Source organism: Eubacteriaceae bacterium ES3 (assembly GCA_030586155.1).
GTDB lineage: Bacteria > Bacillota > Clostridia > Eubacteriales > Eubacteriaceae > Acetobacterium.
Map to the genome: position 1 here is coordinate 1356770 of CP130741.1, position 17029 is coordinate 1373798.

Below are 17029 nucleotides of genomic sequence, written 5' to 3' on the forward strand. Positions count from 1 at the left end.
TAAAGTTTAAATAAGGGTTGATAATCCCCAAATAGCAAGTCCTCCGATTAGTAGAACAAATATAATGCTTACAATTTCAAGAATAATAATAACGAGACCAATAATTTTTCCGGTTTTCGCCTTCTTATTGTCAGGATCAGCTTCTAGTTCTTTTTTTCCATTAACAAAAGCTAGAACGCCAAATACCAGAACAGCAATTCCCAGTCCAAATGATAAAATGCTTGATATTGCTCCTAGATCGAAACTAGATGTGATGAAACCAAGAACAAGATTCACTGCCCAACAAATGATTGCGATTAATCCAAACGAATAACCCTTCATACCAAATTCAAAATTCATTTTAACGCTTCCTTTCAAAAATAAATAATAACATATACAACCTTAATAAATGATATTACTCAACATCATATAAATCCCCAAAATCACTAAAATCCATAGAAGCAAAGTCTGTGAATTCAATACCTGACGGCTTTTCAAATAGATTATTGTCTAATTTTTCAGAAGATATTTCTGTCACCTCTGTACTGGCAATTAATTCTTCTGAAGAATAGATTTCAGATTTCAAAGGAACACCATATTGAGTCGAAAACCACATTTTTACGACCATAACACCATCCCCACTATCCTCAGTAGTTTCAATGTATATGACCTTTTCACCATTTAATTCTTCTACTCGTGCAGTAAAATCTCCGGTAAGATTATCAGTCAGGTCGGAAAAAGAACTGGTCATTTCCTCTGTTTCAAATTCGCTGGATAGATCTGATTCACTACTAAGTTCAGTATCAGAAAACATCATCCCAGTTGTTTGTCCTTCAATATATTGATAGGTAAGACCTTCAGATGCATTATAAATAATTATCTGTTTTCCAACGTCGGGAATATCCATTTCCATCCTTGAATTTCCATTCTGAATCATCGTTGTCATTGTTGTATCAGTACCATAAATACCACTTGTTACAGATGTCATCGATAATGATTCAGGTTGACCTATATTTAGACTATTTAATAGGTCAGTTCCAGTTAGACTTTCATCCACAGCAGCGGATGTCTCTTCACTTTTGGATTCTGAAGAATCTGTCTGAGACGGTTCTTCTGAGTTGCTGCTACATCCAATTAGAGAAAGAACTAAAAACAATAAAAGTACAAATAAGGGGAATAATTTTTTTTTCATCGATAATCCTCACTTTCTTTTCTATATGAGAAAAATACCCTAATTTTCAATTATTAAACAAAATATAATAATTATATAAAATTACCTATTATATAAATGATAGAAATTTAAGCTAAAAGCTTGATGGCGGCGCATAATAATTTATATCGACTTATTTGTAATTAAACTAAATAAACGAAAATGTTTACATAGTTATGTGGATGTTCTATAATTAGAATATTGAGGTTATTGGAAGTTCGGCGTTATCATGCATAGTTATTACTTTTTATAATTTTGATAACAATATAAGAAGAGGAGAAGATGAATTGGAACAGGAGAAAAGTATTTTATCAAAACTGCTTGTTACACTGGTATTGCCGGTTATAGTAGTTGGCATTGTTATGGCTGCAATCGCAGCTGTGGTAGTAGAGACTACAGGGACAGCTCAGCTATTATTAATTATTGGAATTGGTGTTCTCGTAATAGTCATAATAATCATTGTAGGAATTAATGATTTATCAACTCGAATAGCAAGAATAAGTCAGAGATTAGAGAATGTATATTCTGAAAATTCTTCGGTATATCATCAGTCTGAAAAAAATACAAATTCCATTGAAAAGCTAGATCAAATAGTAAGCGATTTAAGCAGTACTTATCAACAAAATCTACAATTTGCTCAAAGATTGGAAGATGGTAACAGGAAGGGCGATTTAGAATTTACACAACCTAAAGACAGTTTGGGTAAGAGCTTGTATTGCTTGGAAATGAGCGTATCTGAATTTAGTGAATTATTAGAACAATTATCTAAGGCAATTGAGACAGGAGAATTACCTGCGATTGCTTTATCAGGAGCTTTTGGCACCTCGGGGAAAAAAATACTGGGTGTTATTGAAGCTCTTATGAAAGAAAGAGACTTTTATCTGGCTTTACTAGACGCATTGCCGTATCGTATTACCGGGATTGATCTTGATATGCAGATTACTTTTATTAATAAAACACTAGAAGATTTATGTTTATTTACTGGGTCGATAGAACATGATCGCAGCGAAATGGTGGGGACTAAATGTAAAGATTGTGGTTTGGAAATGTGCGGGAATGAAAATTGTGGTGTAAGACGATTAAATGAAAAAGGATTAACGGAATACCCTTTTGTTTTCATGGATCGACACTATCGTATGGATACAGTAGCGCTGTTAAATCGAAGTGGTCAAAAAATTGGATATGTAGATATTTCCCATGATACGACATCTACAGCCAGTGTTTCTGCTTATTCTGCTGTTGAAGTTCAAAGACTTGATGAAAATCTGGCGAGTCTTGCAGCAGGTAACCTTGATTTGGATCTTACAATAGCTGAAGGTAATGAGTTCACAGGTGAAACTGAAGCTCAATTCCAGGGAATTGCTGAAAACTTACAAAATGTAAAATCATCTATTGGATCGCTAATTGATGAGGTGTCGATAATGACCAGATCGGTGGTTGATGGAAATCTTGACGCGCGATCCGATGAGGCAGCTTTTAGTGGAGCATGGCAGGATTTGATTAGTGGCATGAATCTTCTATTAGAAAGTGTTAGTCTACCAGTTGAAGAAGTGACCAATGTAATGGAAGCAATTTCTAATGGAGATCTTAATTTAGCAGTTGAAGGCCAGTATAACGGGCGTTTTGAGGATCTGAAAAACACGGTTAACCAGATGGCAGTGCGCTTTAAGGAAATAATTGAACTGATTTCAAATGTTACTGGCGAAATTGGTCGGGGTAATCTAGCTATTGACAGATTATCTTCATTTGGCGGTGATTTTGATGGGATTTCAAATGCATTAAATATTATTATTGAAACGCTAAATGGCCTGTTTAAGGATATTAATAACGCATCAGAGCAGGTTAATTCTGGAGCAGAACAAGTAGCTGACAGTTCACAGAGTTTGGCTCAAGGCTCTACTGAGCAGGCCAGTTCAATTGAGGAGCTTACTGCATCAATTGCTGAAATTGCAGATCAAACTAAAAACAATGCAGTTAATGCTAATAAAGCGCGTCAGTTAACTAATAGCGTAATGGTGAATGCTGAAAGAGGAAATGCTCAGATGTCGGAAATGCAAGTTTCTATGGTTGGAATAAATCAAAGTTCTGAAGATATTACAAAAATTATTAAAGTCATTGATGACATTGCTTTCCAGACAAATATATTAGCCTTGAATGCAGCAGTTGAAGCAGCCCGTGCTGGTCAGCACGGAAAGGGGTTTGCAGTTGTTGCTGAGGAAGTAAGAACGCTGGCTGCACGAAGTGCAGATGCGGCTAAAGAAACGACGATACTAATTGAAGATTCCATTTCTAGAGTCCAGGAAGGGACTAAGATAGCTGATGAAACGGCAGTGGCTCTTAATGAAATTGTCGCTGGAATAGATCAGATCAATAATTTAATTGGCAATATTGCTACTGCATCAAATGAACAGGCATCTGGAATAGCACAGATTAATACTGGCGTTGAACAGGTTGCTCAGGTGGTACAACAGAATTCGGCGACCGCTGAAGAAAGTGCTGCTTCCAGTGAAGAACTATCTAGCCAGGCGACATTACTGAAGGAACGAATTAATAAGTTCAATTTACGATAGGCATTAATGGATACGTTTGAGGTATCCATTAATATTAAAGATAAGCTATATAACGTTAGGATTAAGATTGAATTAGGAGTTAACATGGAGTTAAAAAAAAAACTAAAAGAATACGCTCGACTAATTGTACGTACCGGAGCTAATGTTCAAAAAAATCAGGATGTTGTTGTCAGCATCTCAGTTACCAATTTTGAATTTGCCCATATGCTAGTAAAAGAAGCTTACGAAGCGGGAGCAAGAGAAGTCATTGTTTTTTGGAATGATATCGAAACAAGCAGAATGAAATATGATTATGGCAATATTGATATATTTGAAAAGGTACCTGACTGGTTGGCAGAGTCCAGAAATTACTATGCTCAGAAGAAAGCAGCTTTTATAAATATTACAGGAAATGACCCAGAAGCCTTTAAAGGGGTTGATAGCGAAAAGCTGAAGTTAAATGCCAAAGCTACCCATAAGGCTTTTGAAACCTACTACAAAAAGACAATGAACAGCGAAGTGCAATGGTGTGTAGCTGCAGTTCCACAACTCGATTGGGCTAAAAAAGTATATCCGGATTGTGCTGATTCAGAAGCAATGGATAAATTGTGGGAAGCAATTCTTTTTGCTGTCCGAGTTGATGATGGCGATTCAGTAGAGAAATGGCAAATACATAATTCATTTTTAAGAGAGAAGTGTGAACAATTAAATAAGTATCATTTTAAAAGTCTCCATTATTCCAATAGTTTGGGGACAGATTTGACCATCGGACTTCATCCGAAACATCAATGGGAGGGTGGAGCTGAAATTTCTAAAGATGGTATAGATTTTGTGGCCAATATGCCTACAGAAGAGATATTCACATGTCCGAATTGTTATGAAGCTGACGGTCGTGTTGTTGCGGCGATGCCATTGTCATATCAGGGTAATATTATTGATAAGTTTACCCTTACATTTAAAGATGGAGAAGTCGTTGATTACAGTGCTGAAATTGGTTTAGAGATTTTAAAAGTTCTTCTGGAAAGTGATGAAGGTGCCAAACGTCTAGGCGAAGTGGCCTTAGTTCCGGATAATTCTCCAATTTCCAATATGGGAATATTATTTTATGAGACTTTATTTGATGAGAATGCAGCTTGTCATCTGGCTCTTGGGGAATGTTATCCTACGACTATTTGTGGCGGCGAAAAGTTATCAACTGAGGAACTTAAGTCATCTGGCGGTAATAAGTCTCAAGTTCATGTTGATTTTATGATCGGCACGTCTGACTTGAACATTTCCGGTATTACTGAAGAGGGTGAAATAGTGCCAATCTTTAAAAATGGAAATTGGATTTAAATTACTTCTACAAGTATATAAGCATGAAAGCGAGAGAAAATGAAAAAATTACTATCACTTATTCTAATTCCCGTTTTAATAGGTATGTTTTTTCCGGCGATAACATTAGCAAACTTTGAATCAGATACACTTATGATTCAAAGTTTAGATGAGATTAACGATATTCGAGTTGACAGTCAGATTAGTGATCAGATTGTTATCATATATAAAGACTCGGCAAGTATCAGCGATCTGGCGCTTACGACTAATGAGGTGAAAGCAGGTGAAAGTTTAGGCGTTCAGGTTGATTTGATTGAAGTGGCAGATTCTCAGAACGCTGATGAGTTAGTCGATAGATTAGCAGATAATCCTAATATCCTTGCCGTCGAGAAAAACAGTACAATAACAGCCTCTGCTTTGCCTGATGATCCGGATTTGCCCCAGGAATGGCAGTTTGAACGAGTCGGGGCAGACAAAACTTGGAATCAGGTAGAAAATCGGGATGCAGTTGTTGTTGCCGTAATTGATACAGGTGTTAATATTAATCACCAGGATTTAGTTGGTCGAACAGTTACTGGATATGATTATATAAACGGAACAACAACTGCAATTGATATAGCTGGACATGGCACAATGGTTGCAGGCTGTATTGTTGCAACGGCTAATAATGCCACTGGAATTGCTGGGATTGCTGGTAATGCTAATATTTTAGTCGCGCCATATCGGGTTGGTGGCAAAGAAGAAGGCGATTTTCAGCTAGATGTTGGATATATTTGCGCAGCTCTCTATGATGCTGCGAGCCGAGATGATGTGCGGGTTATAAATATGAGTTTTGGTGGGTACGGTGTAACAACCGTATTGAGAACTGCTATAGCTCATGCTGCAAATGCAGGTAAAGTATTGGTGGCATCAGCTGGTAATGAAGGAGGTAATGAAAACTATAGTGGAGAGATGGCTGTTCCAGCTTCTTATAACAACGTTATCTCAGTCGCTGCAACAGATATTAATAATCAAACTGCGTCATTTTCGCAACATAATAGTCTTGTTGACCTTAGTGCGCCAGGAAAAAATGTCTATACTACAACTACAGATGGTGGCTATGAAGGTGTAAATGGAACATCTTTTTCGAGTCCTATCGTTGCGGGTGCTTGTGCGGTCCTTTTAGCTCAGAATCCTGAATTATCCCCGTCGGAGGTTGAAACAATTCTAAAAGATACTGCACTCGATTTTGGTGAACCGGGAAGAGACGATTATTTTGGATATGGTATGATACAGCTTGATCAGGCGCTTCAACAGGTGATGCCATATACTCCATTGGCAATCGATACATTTGAGATAGATCAGCAACCGGATATTTCGCTAGGAACAGCAATAACACTAAGTACCCTGGTTAGTGGAGGGAGTGCACCGTACACATACAGCTTTTATTATGAACTAGATGGTGAGAAATTTTTGATACAGCCATTCAGTGAATATGCTTCAGTAGTATTCACCCCGATGAACACTGGAATTTACACACTTTGGGTGCAAGTTCTTGATGCACAGGGACTATTAGTACAACAATCAATAGATAATTTTGTTGTAAAAGCTCCTGAGTCAGTTTCTGTAGTTTATCGGACGCACGTTCAAAATGAAGGCTGGCAGAACTACGTGAATGATGGTGCAATTAGTGGGACTGTTGGAAAAAGTTTGCGGTTAGAAGCGCTGCAAATAGAGACACTTACAGATAACTATGACTTGGGAATTCAATATCGAACGCATGTTGAGAATCTTGGCTGGCAGGATTTTGTACAGAATGATGAATTAAGTGGGACAGTAGGAGATGGTCTACGATTGGAGGCTGTTGAAATTTCTCTGACTGGTGAAGATGCAAATTTATTTGACGTATATTATCAGGTACAGGTTGAAAATTTAGGATGGTTAGATTATGCCCAAAATGGAGAATCGGCTGGTAGCGAGGGATATGGATATCGTTTAGAAGCTGTTAGAATTGAGATTCTTCCGAAAGGGAGTGCTTCTCCTGGAGATACAGGAAAAGCTTTCTTAATAAGCTTAAATTGAGGTGGATATGAAATCAAAAAAAGGAATTGCATGTCTCTGTTTGATAATTTTTTTTATGATGACAGGGTGTACAGATAAGACGAAAGAAGCAGAGCTTGGACTTAAAAAAGATGACACAATTTTCCAGGTTTCGACGATTCAGGCACTACTTGAAGGGAATTATGACGGATATGTAAGCTTTTCTGAATTGAAAAAACTGGGTGATGTAGGAATTGGCACTTTTGAAGCTGTTGATGGTGAGATGATTATGATTGAAAATATTGTATATCAGGCAAAAGATGATGGCTCAGTTGTCATTGTCGCAGATGACGAAAAAACTCCGTTTTCTGTTGTAACATCATTTGATGTTGATAATACGGCTGAATTACAATCTGTTGCAAGTCTTGACGAGCTGGAAGAGCAGCTTGATCAATTTATTACCAGTAAAGACCTGTTTTATGTATTCCGAGTTGATGCAGTTTTTGATTCAATCAAGGTTCGTTCTGTTTCAGAGCAGGAAAAGCCTTATCCGGTATTAAGTAAGGTTGTAGAAAAACAATCAGTATTTGACTACTCAAAGAGTTCAGGTACATTAGTTGGTTTCTGGTGTCCAGATAATCTTGGTGGTATTAATGTATCAGGCTATCATTTTCATTTTATTTCTGAAGATCGTAGTCAAGCCGGTCATGTCTTAGATCTTGCTTTAACAGCTGGAGAAGTATCAGTAGATGAAAGCAACGGCTTTGAAATGGCAGTTTATGATACTGGAGAAGGAGAAGAAGTTAACAACGTACAAGAGGCTATCGATTCAGTTGAATAGATTTAAAATATGATTAGAATAATCCATAGTAATAGTTTTCAAATTTAAAAGACCGAAGAAAATCGGTCTTTTAAATTTGTCTGTTTACAGCTATAATTATACAAGAGTTAAAGAACAGGTTGTTGAGTAAAAGGCTGATAAAGTACGCCGGTCATACGAAAGAGTTTTTTTGCTGCTTTAACTTGATCAGAATCTGGATATTTATCTTCCAGATAAATGATCTTTTGAATACCAGCTTGAATAATTGCTTTAGCACATTCGTTACACGGAAAACAGGTGACATAGAGGGTTGAATAAGCAAGTGAACGGCCATCTGAATTCAAAATAGCATTTAGTTCAGCGTGGCAGACATATGCGTATTTTGTTTTTTCAAAATTGCCTTCTCGGTCCCATGGTAGATCATCATCACTACAGCCCTTTGGCATGCCATTATAGCCAGTGGATAAGATAATATTATTTTCATTGACGATGCAGGCGCCGACCTGAGTGTTTGGGTCTTTACTTCGCATTGCTGAAAGCTGGGCGATGCCCATAAAATACTGATGCCATGAGATATAATCTTTTCGTTTCATAATGTCTCCATATCTTTTAAATTCTTACGATTAATTTTTTTAAGTGCTGGTCTGATTTATAGAAATATTGTAAGCATTTACTGATCTAGCATCTAGATTTCAGTTACCAACCAGACAAGTAGATTTGAGATAGTTATTTGTTATATAATTAAAGTATATATAAATTAGTCCGTTCTTTCAATAATAATTAACATCATTAATGAATATTGATGTGATTTTAATTGAGGAAATTAAATATTATATTGTAGAGTAGAAAAGGAGAAACAATGCCCAAAATTGGAATGAGAATTTTTAAAACTTTTGTCGCAGTTTATCTTTGCTTTATAATTTATTTATTGAGGGGAGAACAAGGATCACCCTTTTATTCAAGCATAGCAGCAATTTTATGTATGCAACCCTATGTACAGAATAGCTTAAATGTAGCTCTTAACAGAACTATCGGTACATTTATGGGGGGAGCTATGGGCCTTTTGTTTCTCCTATTAGAGAGGAGCTTAATTCCTGATAATATGCTTGCACTTCAATATTTGATATTATCTTTATGTGTAATCCCGTTAATCTATTTGTCCGTTAAAATCAATAAACCAAGTGCGGCATATATAACGTGCGTTGTTTTCATGAGCATTACGGTAACCCATGGAGCCGATATAAATCCGGTAATTTTTACATTTGATCGAATCCTGGATACATTAATCGGAATCTTTGTATCTTTAGCTGTAAATATTTTCCATCTCCCCCGAAAAAGAAATAAAAATTTACTTTTTGTTACTAATCTTGATGGATCACTTCTAGCCTCAGATGGAAAGGTCAGTGATTACACAAAAATTAAACTCAATACGATGATAAGGCAGGGCGCTTTGTTTACTGTCGCGACGAGTAGAAGCGTTGAAACAATAATTCCAATATTAAAAGGCGTAGAAATTAACCTGCCTATTATTATAATGAACGGTTCAGTCCTATATGATCTAGAGAAAAGAAAATTTTCACACTGTATAAAAATGAATTCTAATATAGCGAGACAAATTATTGATCTTTTTGATGGAAAAGGTTTAAATTGTTTTACTTACGCAATTATTAATGATGTGTTGCATGTTTATTACTCCAGACTGATTAATCCTGTTGAACAAAAGGTTTACCATTCTAAGAAAAGAATGCCCGAACAGAGTTTTATATGTGGAGATTTACCTGAACAACAAAGTGTTTTGAGTGTTGTTGCAGTTAATCAGAAAGAAATGATTATGGAGATGGAGAGCGAGTTAGAGTTTTTAAAAGTATCTGGGAAGATAAATGTTACAACATACCCGGATGAAGAGCATGAAGGGTATTATTATATTGAGATTACAAGTTGTGAAGCTTCAATAAAAAATGCAGTAGAATGGCTTAAAAATGACTTAGAAGTCACAAAAGTTATCGCATTTGGAAGTGAAACTCGCAATATGCCAATGCTTGATTATTCAGATTATCCATATGTTCTCGATAATGCTGCAGATTCTTTAAAATTGAAAGATTATTTTAAAATTGACAGTAATGACCAGGATGCAGTTGTTAAAACGATGACTAAACACTTTTACAACAGATTTTTAAGTAATTAACAAAAAGCCACAAGAACAATTAACAATAATTAATCTTATGGCTTTTAAGAATATGCTGTGTACTATATCAATATAAGAAGTTATTGATTTAGATTTAAACGAAAGCGATTGAGGGGTTTGTGTAAAATAAATACTAGAGTGCCACCAAAAACTCCTTGAAGCAAACTAAATGGAACATTAATCAATGGACCGGCAATATTTCCGTACATAATAACCTCTGAAATGTAATAAATGGCAGCCATTGTTACAATAGCTGGCAACATAGAAAAAAGAATATTTTTTTCAGGAAAACGTCTCATCAGATAGCCAAATATATATGCCATCAAACCTTTAGCAATTAAAGTTGGAACGATATAAGCTCCATAGCCTGCAAAATAATCAGCTGCAGCAGATCCTATAGCAGCTGCAACCATTCCACCTACAGGTCCTAAAATGTAGGCAGATAGGAGCACTGCTCCATCGCCTGGATGGATATATCCGGTAAGAAGGGGAATCTTTATCATGGATGTCATAATAAAAGTGAGTGCTGTTAATAAAGCAGTATAGGTTAGTTTTTTTGTCTGTTCGTTCATTGACGTACCTCTTTCTTTACTTAAAATGAAGAAGATTTCTTATAATAGTTGTCCTGCTATAATTATCGCAGATAAATAGCTCGTTACAAGGGTTTGATTCATTTGGTTTAGGGGTAAATCTGATACCATAATATATAGAATTATTAAATATACAACAAGTTCAGATTATCTGAGTTTAGAATAACGATATTAATCTATTGAAATATTTCAAAATAGGAAGGAAGAGCAAAGTATGGATTGTAAAAAGAAGGACAAAAAGAAATTACTAAATGTTGAAATCCATAAGTTTAGGCCCTTTTATTCAGATAATTCTCGGATTCTTATTTTGGGGTCTTTTCCATCAGTTAAATCCAGGGAAGCAGGGTTTTATTATCAACACCCACAGAATCGTTTTTGGAAAGTATTATCAAATGTTTTTGCTCAACCTCAACCAGACACAATTGCAGAACAGATGAAGTTTCTGGAAACTAATCAAATTGCACTTTGGGATGTTATAGCTTCTTGTGAAATTAATGGTTCTAGCGATAGCTCAATAAAAAATGTTGTTGCAAACGAAATTGAAAAGGTATTATGTGAATCAGATATAAATAAAATTTTTGCTAATGGGAGTAAAGCGTATGAATTGTACAATCGTAATTGTTTTAATAACACAAAGCAAACTATTGTCAAACTACCTTCTACAAGCCCAGCCAATGCAGCATGGTCGTTGGAAAAACTGATAGAACAATGGAAAATAATTAAAATTTAATATGCAACAAGATGCTTGAAGGTTGGCTTAGTGCGATTATTAAAGTAGAAATAGCAGCAATTTCTATACCTATTAAAGAAATTGTAAATGAGAATTCTTTATCTTGATGAGAATGATTTAAAAAAGACCTTACTTTGTTCGTAAGGTCAAAGAATAAGTATTAAATAGGTTGAATATTTGGCCGAATTGACTCAATAAATATATTTAAAGATGATATCCAAAGTAAAAAAACAATAAGCTTAAAAGTATGGTTGAAAAAACATAAATGAAAGCACTAAAAATTTTATTATTTTTTATCAGGACAAAATCTTCATACATAAAAGTTGAAAATGTAGTGTAAGCCCCTAAAAATCCTTCAGCTAACAAAAGGTAAGATAAGTTTGAAACATTTAAATGGCTAACTAAGCCTAGTAAAAAAGCGCCAGTGATATTGATAAAAAAAGTGCCAATAGGAATATTTTTTTGGATTGATGAAAATTTTTTTCCAAGAGAATATCGTGTAATACTACCTAATGCACCACCAGTTAAGACACAGAATATTTCTATCATATATGCTCACCTTAAGTTAAGATTGTTCTAATTCGGAGCGAGCTTGTAGGCCATTAAAATAGGGATGAAGGACATAAGTTCCTAAAAGATGGCCTATATAGACAAATAATACCCCCAAGAAAATTGATGCAGTAAGATAGATACCAAAGAAAGTAATATAATCGGCATCTAAAATTAGAATACTCTGCTTGCAAAAAGTTGAGAATGTTGTGAATGCGCCAATCAATCCAGTTGTTAAGCCCAACTTCAAATCATCACTGATACGATCGGTTTTCGAAAATAAAGCGTTTAAAATACCTAATAGAAAACTCCCAATCAAATTTATTAGAAGAATATTCAAAGAAACATTAACTAATTGATCAGGTGAGTTGAACAAAGTGGGAATATTTTTTATTTGAAACCGAAGTAATGCACCGATTGCACCACCCGCGCCGATGATATAATATTTTTTCATTTTACCTCCATATCATACTATTATATAGGCATTTGCGAAATGCCATAACCCGCATAATAGCGGGATATTTTTAACATAAAAAAATATAACTCCTCACCAGATTATGATAAAATTGAGTTACAACCACAACAATCCATCATCCTGAAAGGAGTTATATATGGATATTTTACCACAAAAACAGCTTTCGTTTGCTGAAATTTATGCTGATTGCACTCATTTTTTTGAACAGGACAAACATCACTTTCTTTCACTGCTGGAAGAAAAACTTGACCTTCATGCTCTGGTTCCACATTCTTTTTACAGTCATTACTATGCTTGTAATGGGCGACACCGTGATTTTGAGCTTTGTTCCATTCTTTGGGCATTCATTCTGCAGCGAATTTTTTCCATTCCCACTGACACCCTGCTGATCACTTTTCTCAAGTTTTCCAGCGAATTAAGGGATTTCTGCGGTTTCAGCAGAGTTCCCCACGCATCCCAGCTGACTCGCTTCAAGCAAGATTATCTTCCGGACTTACAATCGTTTTTTCATCAACTTGTTGATGTAACTGAACCAATCTGCCAAAAGATCGATGCTCATAAGGCCATGATGACCATCTTTGATACTTCGGGAATTGAAGCCTATGTTACTGAAAATAATCCCAAATTTGCCAATAAAATCATCAAACAGCTCAAAGCTTTCAAGAAAACCCATCAGCTGAATGATTCCTATGATCCCTACAAGGCCGCCTATGGCGCCATGCCCACCCACGCTAAAGCCAATTCTTCTATTAAACAGCTTTATATCAACGGTCATTTCTGTTATGTCTATAAATTCGGCATGATCACCAACGGCCTTGGCATTGTCCGGGATATCTCTTTTTATGATGCCAACTTTCTGGTTGATCATCCTGATATTGCTGTTGAGAAAAAGTCTGATTCTCCCGACGAGGACAAGTCGCTCCATGATACCAAAGCACTTATTCCTGTTCTTTCCGACTTTTTTAAAAAGCATCCGCTGATTGTTCCCAAACTTTTTATTGGTGATGCCGCTTTTGACAGCTCAGTCATTTATCACTCGCTGCTGACTGATTTAAAGTTTGAAAAAGCCTTCATTCCCCTCAATTCGCGGGGCTCCCTTTCTTATTCCGATTGCCCGGTTAATGAGCATGGTATCCCCTGTTGTCCGGACAACCCTTCACTTCCCATGAAACCGGAAGGTAAAACCAGGCGTAAAAATGGTCTCGTCCGCTTTAAATTTACCTGTCCCAAAACCCGATGGGTCAGGCAGCAATCCGGTAAATCCAAACGTCAGTGTTTCTGCGAAAAACCCTGCACACCTTCTTCCTGTGGCCGGATGTTCTATGTTTACCCTGAAAAAAACCTTAGAGCTTACCCAGGTACGCTTCGGGGTACTGACGAGTGGCAGCAAATCTATAAAATTCGCGGTGTTGTTGAACAGTCACTCAATCATTTCAAAGATTCTTTCTGTGTTGCCGGTCGCAAAACAAGAAATGCTCGGACGCTTCGCGCGGATCTGCTCCTGGCTGGCATTACCCAGCTGATTACTGTCATTCTTGCTGACAACATTCATCAGCTTCAATACATCCGCAGTCTTAAAAAACTGATTGCCTAACTGCTAAAATAAAGTTTTTTTCAGGCTTTTCTCAGGCTTTTATTTTTGCGCCTTTTTTTTGCAACGCTTCCTGCTTTTTTTGTCATACTTTTTTAATCAGCTCTCTTCATGCTCTACTTTCTCATTTTTTTCATTTTTGTTTTCATTTCGCAATTACCTAATACTATTATATAGAATCGCTTTTTATTCAGTTTTATGAGTATTCTGCCGATGTAGAGCCACTCAATCCGATACCCAAAACCATGCAATCCGAAGCTGAGAGCCACCTGTTTAAAAAATCAAATCCGCTATAGAGAGCCACTTTTGTAAGTATTAAAATGAAGATGCGGGATAACCGTTATACTTACGGAAGGAGGACATAATTATGTCCAAAGAAAAACAAATTTTGCAGCTCCGCCTTAAAGGATTCAGCCAGCGAAGAATTGCGGATACTTTAAAAGTATCCCGAAACACGGTATCCAAGGTGGTCAAAGCATGGGAAGCTCATCCAATTGATGATCCGGAGTTCCAGGCAATTGATGAATCAAAGTTACACAGCCATCTGTTTCCGGAAGAAGAAAAAATTCCAGTGATGGTACCTCCTGACTATGATTACATCCACAAAGAATTGCTGAGAAATGGGGTGACCTTAAAACTGCTGTGGGAAGAATACGTTGATACCTGTCGGCAGACAGGCAAGCCGCCTTATATGTATTCTCAATTCTGCAAGCTATATCAGGATCATGTCAGTCAGAACCGTCTAACGATGCACATTCACCATAAGCCAGGCGACAAAATCATGGTTGACTGGGCAGGCTCGACCATGCCGCTATATGATCAGGTTACGGGTGCAAGCTGCAAGGTATATCTCTTTGTTGCAACGCTGCCGTTTAGTATGTACTGTTTTGCAAGAGCCTGTCTGACGATGAAGGAAGAAGACTGGATTAATGCCCACATCAGTATGTATGACTACTTTGGAGCGTCAACACGGCTGCTCATCCCCGACAATCTGAAAGTTGGAGTGCTGAGCCATAAAAAGCATGAAGATCCAGTCATCAACCGGGCTTATCAGGAACTGGCGGATCATTATCATACGGCTCTGCTGCCAGCTCGAATCTTATCGCCAAAAGACAAAGCTGCTGTGGAGGGCTCAGTTGGTCTGCTGACCAGTCATGTAATTGGAAGACTCCGTAACCGTCAGTTTTTCAAACTGGAGGAGATGAATCAGGCGATTGATAAAGAACTGGAAGAATTCAATCATTCTGATTTTCAAAAAAAGGAGGGTTCCCGCTACTCTGTCTTCGAGGAAGAAGAACTACCCTTTATGCAGTCGCTTCCCAGATTCCCCTATGAGTTTGCCCAATGGAAAACAGCAACGGTGCAGATGAACTACCACGTTTCAATTGACCATCAGTATTATTCGACGCCGTATGAATATGTCCGAAAGAAAGTGGATCTACGTTATACCAAAAATATCATTGAAGTTTTCTACAAAGGAACCCGTCTTTGCAGTCACAAGCGGCTATACGGACGACGAGGCCAGTATTCAACTAATGTGGATCATATGCCGATCAACCACCAGCTTTACAGTGAATGGGATTCAGACCGTTTTTTAAAATGGGCCGAAGGTATTGGTCCGTCAACCAGAGAAGTGGTCCAAAAGTTGTTTGCTTCTTATCGTGTTGAAGAACAGGCTTACAAGGGGTGTCTGTCTCTGTTAAAACTGGCTGATCATTATACAAACATTCGTCTGGAAAATGCCTGCAGCGTCGCACTTGAACATATTCCCAATCCACGGTACAAGAATATTAGACTGATTCTGGAAGCAGGGCAGGATTCAGCCAGCGTTAAAAATCAAACCAAATCTGAACCATCATCTTCTGAAACGATCAACAAATATGCTTATGTTCGTGGCTCAGCTTATTATGGAGGTGACCATGATGAATAACGATACGCTAAGAAAGCTGAAACATATGCGTTTGCCGGTTTTTGCGCAAATTTACCAGGACCAGCTTGAAGATGAAATGGCCTATCTTTCAATGTCTTTTCAGGAAAGACTGGCTCTGATGGTTGATGCGGAGTTTGATTCCCGACATAATAACAATATTAAACGGCTTATCAAGGAGGCGAAATTCAACAACTCAGCAGCATTTCTTGGTAATATCGAATATCTGCCGGATCGCCATTTAAACCGTGAATTGCTGGAAAGTCTGGCCACTAATGAATACATCCGTCAGGGGCTGAACGTCATTCTTGTCGGAGCCACCGGTTGCGGAAAAACCTATATTTCCAATGCCCTCGGGGTAAACGCCTGTCAGTCCGGTTACAAGACCCGGTATATTCGTTTGCCGGATCTCTTTAGCGCCTTTGAAGCTGCCCGTATTCAGGGGAAGTATCATCATCTTCTCAATCAGTATAAAAAATGTTCTCTGATGATTCTGGATGAGTTTCTGCTTGTCCCAACTACAGATACTGAGCAGCGGGATCTTCTGGAACTTGTGGAATGTCGTTGTGATCAGGCATCCATTATTATCTGTTCACAGCTAACTGCCGAAGGCTGGCATGAACGTTTAGGTGGTGGTGCGCTGGCTGATTCAATTCTTGACCGCATTGTTCCATCTGCTTATTCAATGATTATTGATGGCGATGTTTCAATGCGCTGGCGAAAACGAACCATTAAATAATTCAACTACCAGGGAGCTATCTCTAGTGGCTCCCTCTTTCGGAGCACTGGCTCTCGATAAAAGATTACCTGGCTCTATCACAGGAGATTGGTTGGCTCTGTCGCTTCATAATATACAGTTTTATAGAATAAACAATGATAATATGCTAACATGGCGTGTTTAATAGTGTCAATCTAATCAGGTATTGAAATCGAAATCAAAATAAGAATATATAAGTTGAATCATTCAGTCTTTAGGTCTTGTGTTCTGGAGATGATATCCAATATAGTATAGCTGAAATTACTAGATGATTTAATAAGCCATTCGCTGAAAATTAAACTTATTTAACAATGACATTTTTGACATTGCGGAA

Annotated in this window: 15 protein-coding genes; 9 read left to right on the top strand and 6 right to left on the bottom strand. The window is 37.2% G+C overall.

The annotated features are described in order from the left end of the window. Positions 1–6 precede the first annotated feature (6 nt). Together Q5O24_06215 and Q5O24_06220 are read right to left on the bottom strand one after the other, a co-directional pair. Positions 7–339, bottom strand: a complete 333-nt coding sequence (locus Q5O24_06215) for a hypothetical protein (protein WKY48908.1) — start codon at positions 337–339, stop codon at positions 7–9. A 55-nt stretch (positions 340–394) separates the two neighbouring features. Continuing rightward, a complete protein-coding gene (locus tag Q5O24_06220) occupies positions 395–1171 on the bottom strand; it encodes a hypothetical protein (GenBank protein WKY48909.1) in 777 nt (258 codons plus the stop codon). A 305-nt stretch (positions 1172–1476) separates the two neighbouring features. Between Q5O24_06220 and Q5O24_06225 the strand changes: the two genes are divergently transcribed. The 4 genes from Q5O24_06225 to budA all read left to right on the top strand — a co-directional run bounded on the left by Q5O24_06225 (position 1477) and on the right by budA (position 7912). Next, positions 1477–3759 carry a methyl-accepting chemotaxis protein gene (locus Q5O24_06225; GenBank protein WKY48910.1) on the top strand — a complete coding sequence of 761 codons (2283 nt, stop codon included), beginning with the start codon at positions 1477–1479 and terminating at the stop codon, positions 3757–3759. An 84-nt stretch (positions 3760–3843) separates the two neighbouring features. After that, positions 3844–5073, top strand: coding sequence for an aminopeptidase (locus Q5O24_06230; GenBank protein ID WKY48911.1), 1230 nt, complete (start codon positions 3844–3846; stop codon positions 5071–5073). A 39-nt stretch (positions 5074–5112) separates the two neighbouring features. Continuing rightward, the gene (locus Q5O24_06235; protein WKY48912.1) at positions 5113–7113 is read left to right on the top strand and encodes a S8 family serine peptidase; all 2001 of its coding nucleotides are present in this window, start codon (positions 5113–5115) and stop codon (positions 7111–7113) included. A gap of 55 nt (positions 7114–7168) precedes the next feature. Continuing rightward, positions 7169–7912 (top strand): acetolactate decarboxylase, encoded by a 744-nt coding sequence (budA, locus tag Q5O24_06240; GenBank protein WKY48913.1) that lies wholly within the window; start codon positions 7169–7171, stop codon positions 7910–7912. A gap of 107 nt (positions 7913–8019) precedes the next feature. Here the strand turns inward: budA and Q5O24_06245 are convergent, their stop codons facing one another. Further along, complete coding sequence (locus Q5O24_06245) at positions 8020–8484, bottom strand: dCMP deaminase family protein (GenBank protein ID WKY48914.1); 465 nt, start codon at positions 8482–8484, stop codon at positions 8020–8022. 266 nt (positions 8485–8750) lie between these two features. Here Q5O24_06245 and Q5O24_06250 point away from each other — a divergent pair, with 266 nt between their 5' ends. Continuing rightward, entirely contained in the window at positions 8751–10076 is a 1326-nt protein-coding gene (locus Q5O24_06250; protein ID WKY48915.1) for an HAD hydrolase family protein, read from the top strand. Positions 10077–10156: 80 nt separating this feature from the next. Here the strand turns inward: Q5O24_06250 and Q5O24_06255 are convergent, their stop codons facing one another. Continuing rightward, positions 10157–10648: an ECF transporter S component gene (locus tag Q5O24_06255; protein WKY48916.1), complete on the bottom strand. Its 492-nt coding sequence runs from the start codon at positions 10646–10648 to the stop codon at positions 10157–10159. A 232-nt stretch (positions 10649–10880) separates the two neighbouring features. Between Q5O24_06255 and Q5O24_06260 the strand changes: the two genes are divergently transcribed. Further along, positions 10881–11396, top strand: a complete 516-nt coding sequence (locus Q5O24_06260) for a DNA-deoxyinosine glycosylase (protein WKY48917.1) — start codon at positions 10881–10883, stop codon at positions 11394–11396. 204 nt (positions 11397–11600) lie between these two features. On the opposite strand, the gene crcB is transcribed toward Q5O24_06260, so the two are convergent. Together crcB and Q5O24_06270 are read right to left on the bottom strand one after the other, a co-directional pair. Continuing rightward, a complete protein-coding gene (crcB, locus tag Q5O24_06265; protein ID WKY49221.1) occupies positions 11601–11942 on the bottom strand; it encodes a fluoride efflux transporter CrcB in 342 nt (113 codons plus the stop codon). Between the two features lie 19 nt (positions 11943–11961). Beyond that, the gene (locus tag Q5O24_06270; protein WKY48918.1) at positions 11962–12399 is read right to left on the bottom strand and encodes a CrcB family protein; all 438 of its coding nucleotides are present in this window, start codon (positions 12397–12399) and stop codon (positions 11962–11964) included. 163 nt (positions 12400–12562) lie between these two features. On the opposite strand from Q5O24_06270, the gene Q5O24_06275 reads away from it, so the two are divergent. From Q5O24_06275 to Q5O24_06285, 3 genes are all read left to right on the top strand, one after another. Then, a complete protein-coding gene (locus Q5O24_06275; GenBank protein ID WKY49222.1) occupies positions 12563–14014 on the top strand; it encodes a transposase in 1452 nt (483 codons plus the stop codon). 364 nt (positions 14015–14378) lie between these two features. After that, a complete protein-coding gene (gene istA / locus Q5O24_06280) occupies positions 14379–15941 on the top strand; it encodes an IS21 family transposase (protein WKY48919.1) in 1563 nt (520 codons plus the stop codon). Then, positions 15931–16677 (top strand): ATP-binding protein, encoded by a 747-nt coding sequence (locus Q5O24_06285; protein WKY48920.1) that lies wholly within the window; start codon positions 15931–15933, stop codon positions 16675–16677. Before istA ends, Q5O24_06285 begins: the two co-directional genes overlap by 11 nt. Positions 16678–17029 lie beyond the last annotated feature (352 nt).

Bases quoted from the DNA above. Each gene is read 5' to 3' on its own strand.
- Q5O24_06215 (WKY48908.1), bottom strand. From the start codon at position 339: ATGAATTTTGAATTTGGTATGAAGGGTTATTCGTTTGGATTAATCGCA.
- Q5O24_06220 (WKY48909.1), bottom strand. From the start codon at position 1,171: ATGAAAAAAAAATTATTCCCCTTATTTGTACTTTTATTGTTTTTAGTT.
- Q5O24_06230 (WKY48911.1), top strand. From the start codon at position 3,844: ATGGAGTTAAAAAAAAAACTAAAAGAATACGCTCGACTAATTGTACGT.
- Q5O24_06235 (WKY48912.1), top strand. From the start codon at position 5,113: ATGAAAAAATTACTATCACTTATTCTAATTCCCGTTTTAATAGGTATG.
- budA (WKY48913.1), top strand. From the start codon at position 7,169: ATGATGACAGGGTGTACAGATAAGACGAAAGAAGCAGAGCTTGGACTT.
- Q5O24_06245 (WKY48914.1), bottom strand. From the start codon at position 8,484: ATGAAACGAAAAGATTATATCTCATGGCATCAGTATTTTATGGGCATC.
- Q5O24_06250 (WKY48915.1), top strand. From the start codon at position 8,751: ATGCCCAAAATTGGAATGAGAATTTTTAAAACTTTTGTCGCAGTTTAT.
- Q5O24_06255 (WKY48916.1), bottom strand. From the start codon at position 10,648: ATGAACGAACAGACAAAAAAACTAACCTATACTGCTTTATTAACAGCA.
- Q5O24_06260 (WKY48917.1), top strand. From the start codon at position 10,881: ATGGATTGTAAAAAGAAGGACAAAAAGAAATTACTAAATGTTGAAATC.
- Q5O24_06270 (WKY48918.1), bottom strand. From the start codon at position 12,399: ATGAAAAAATATTATATCATCGGCGCGGGTGGTGCAATCGGTGCATTA.
- istA (WKY48919.1), top strand. From the start codon at position 14,379: ATGTCCAAAGAAAAACAAATTTTGCAGCTCCGCCTTAAAGGATTCAGC.
- Q5O24_06285 (WKY48920.1), top strand. From the start codon at position 15,931: ATGATGAATAACGATACGCTAAGAAAGCTGAAACATATGCGTTTGCCG.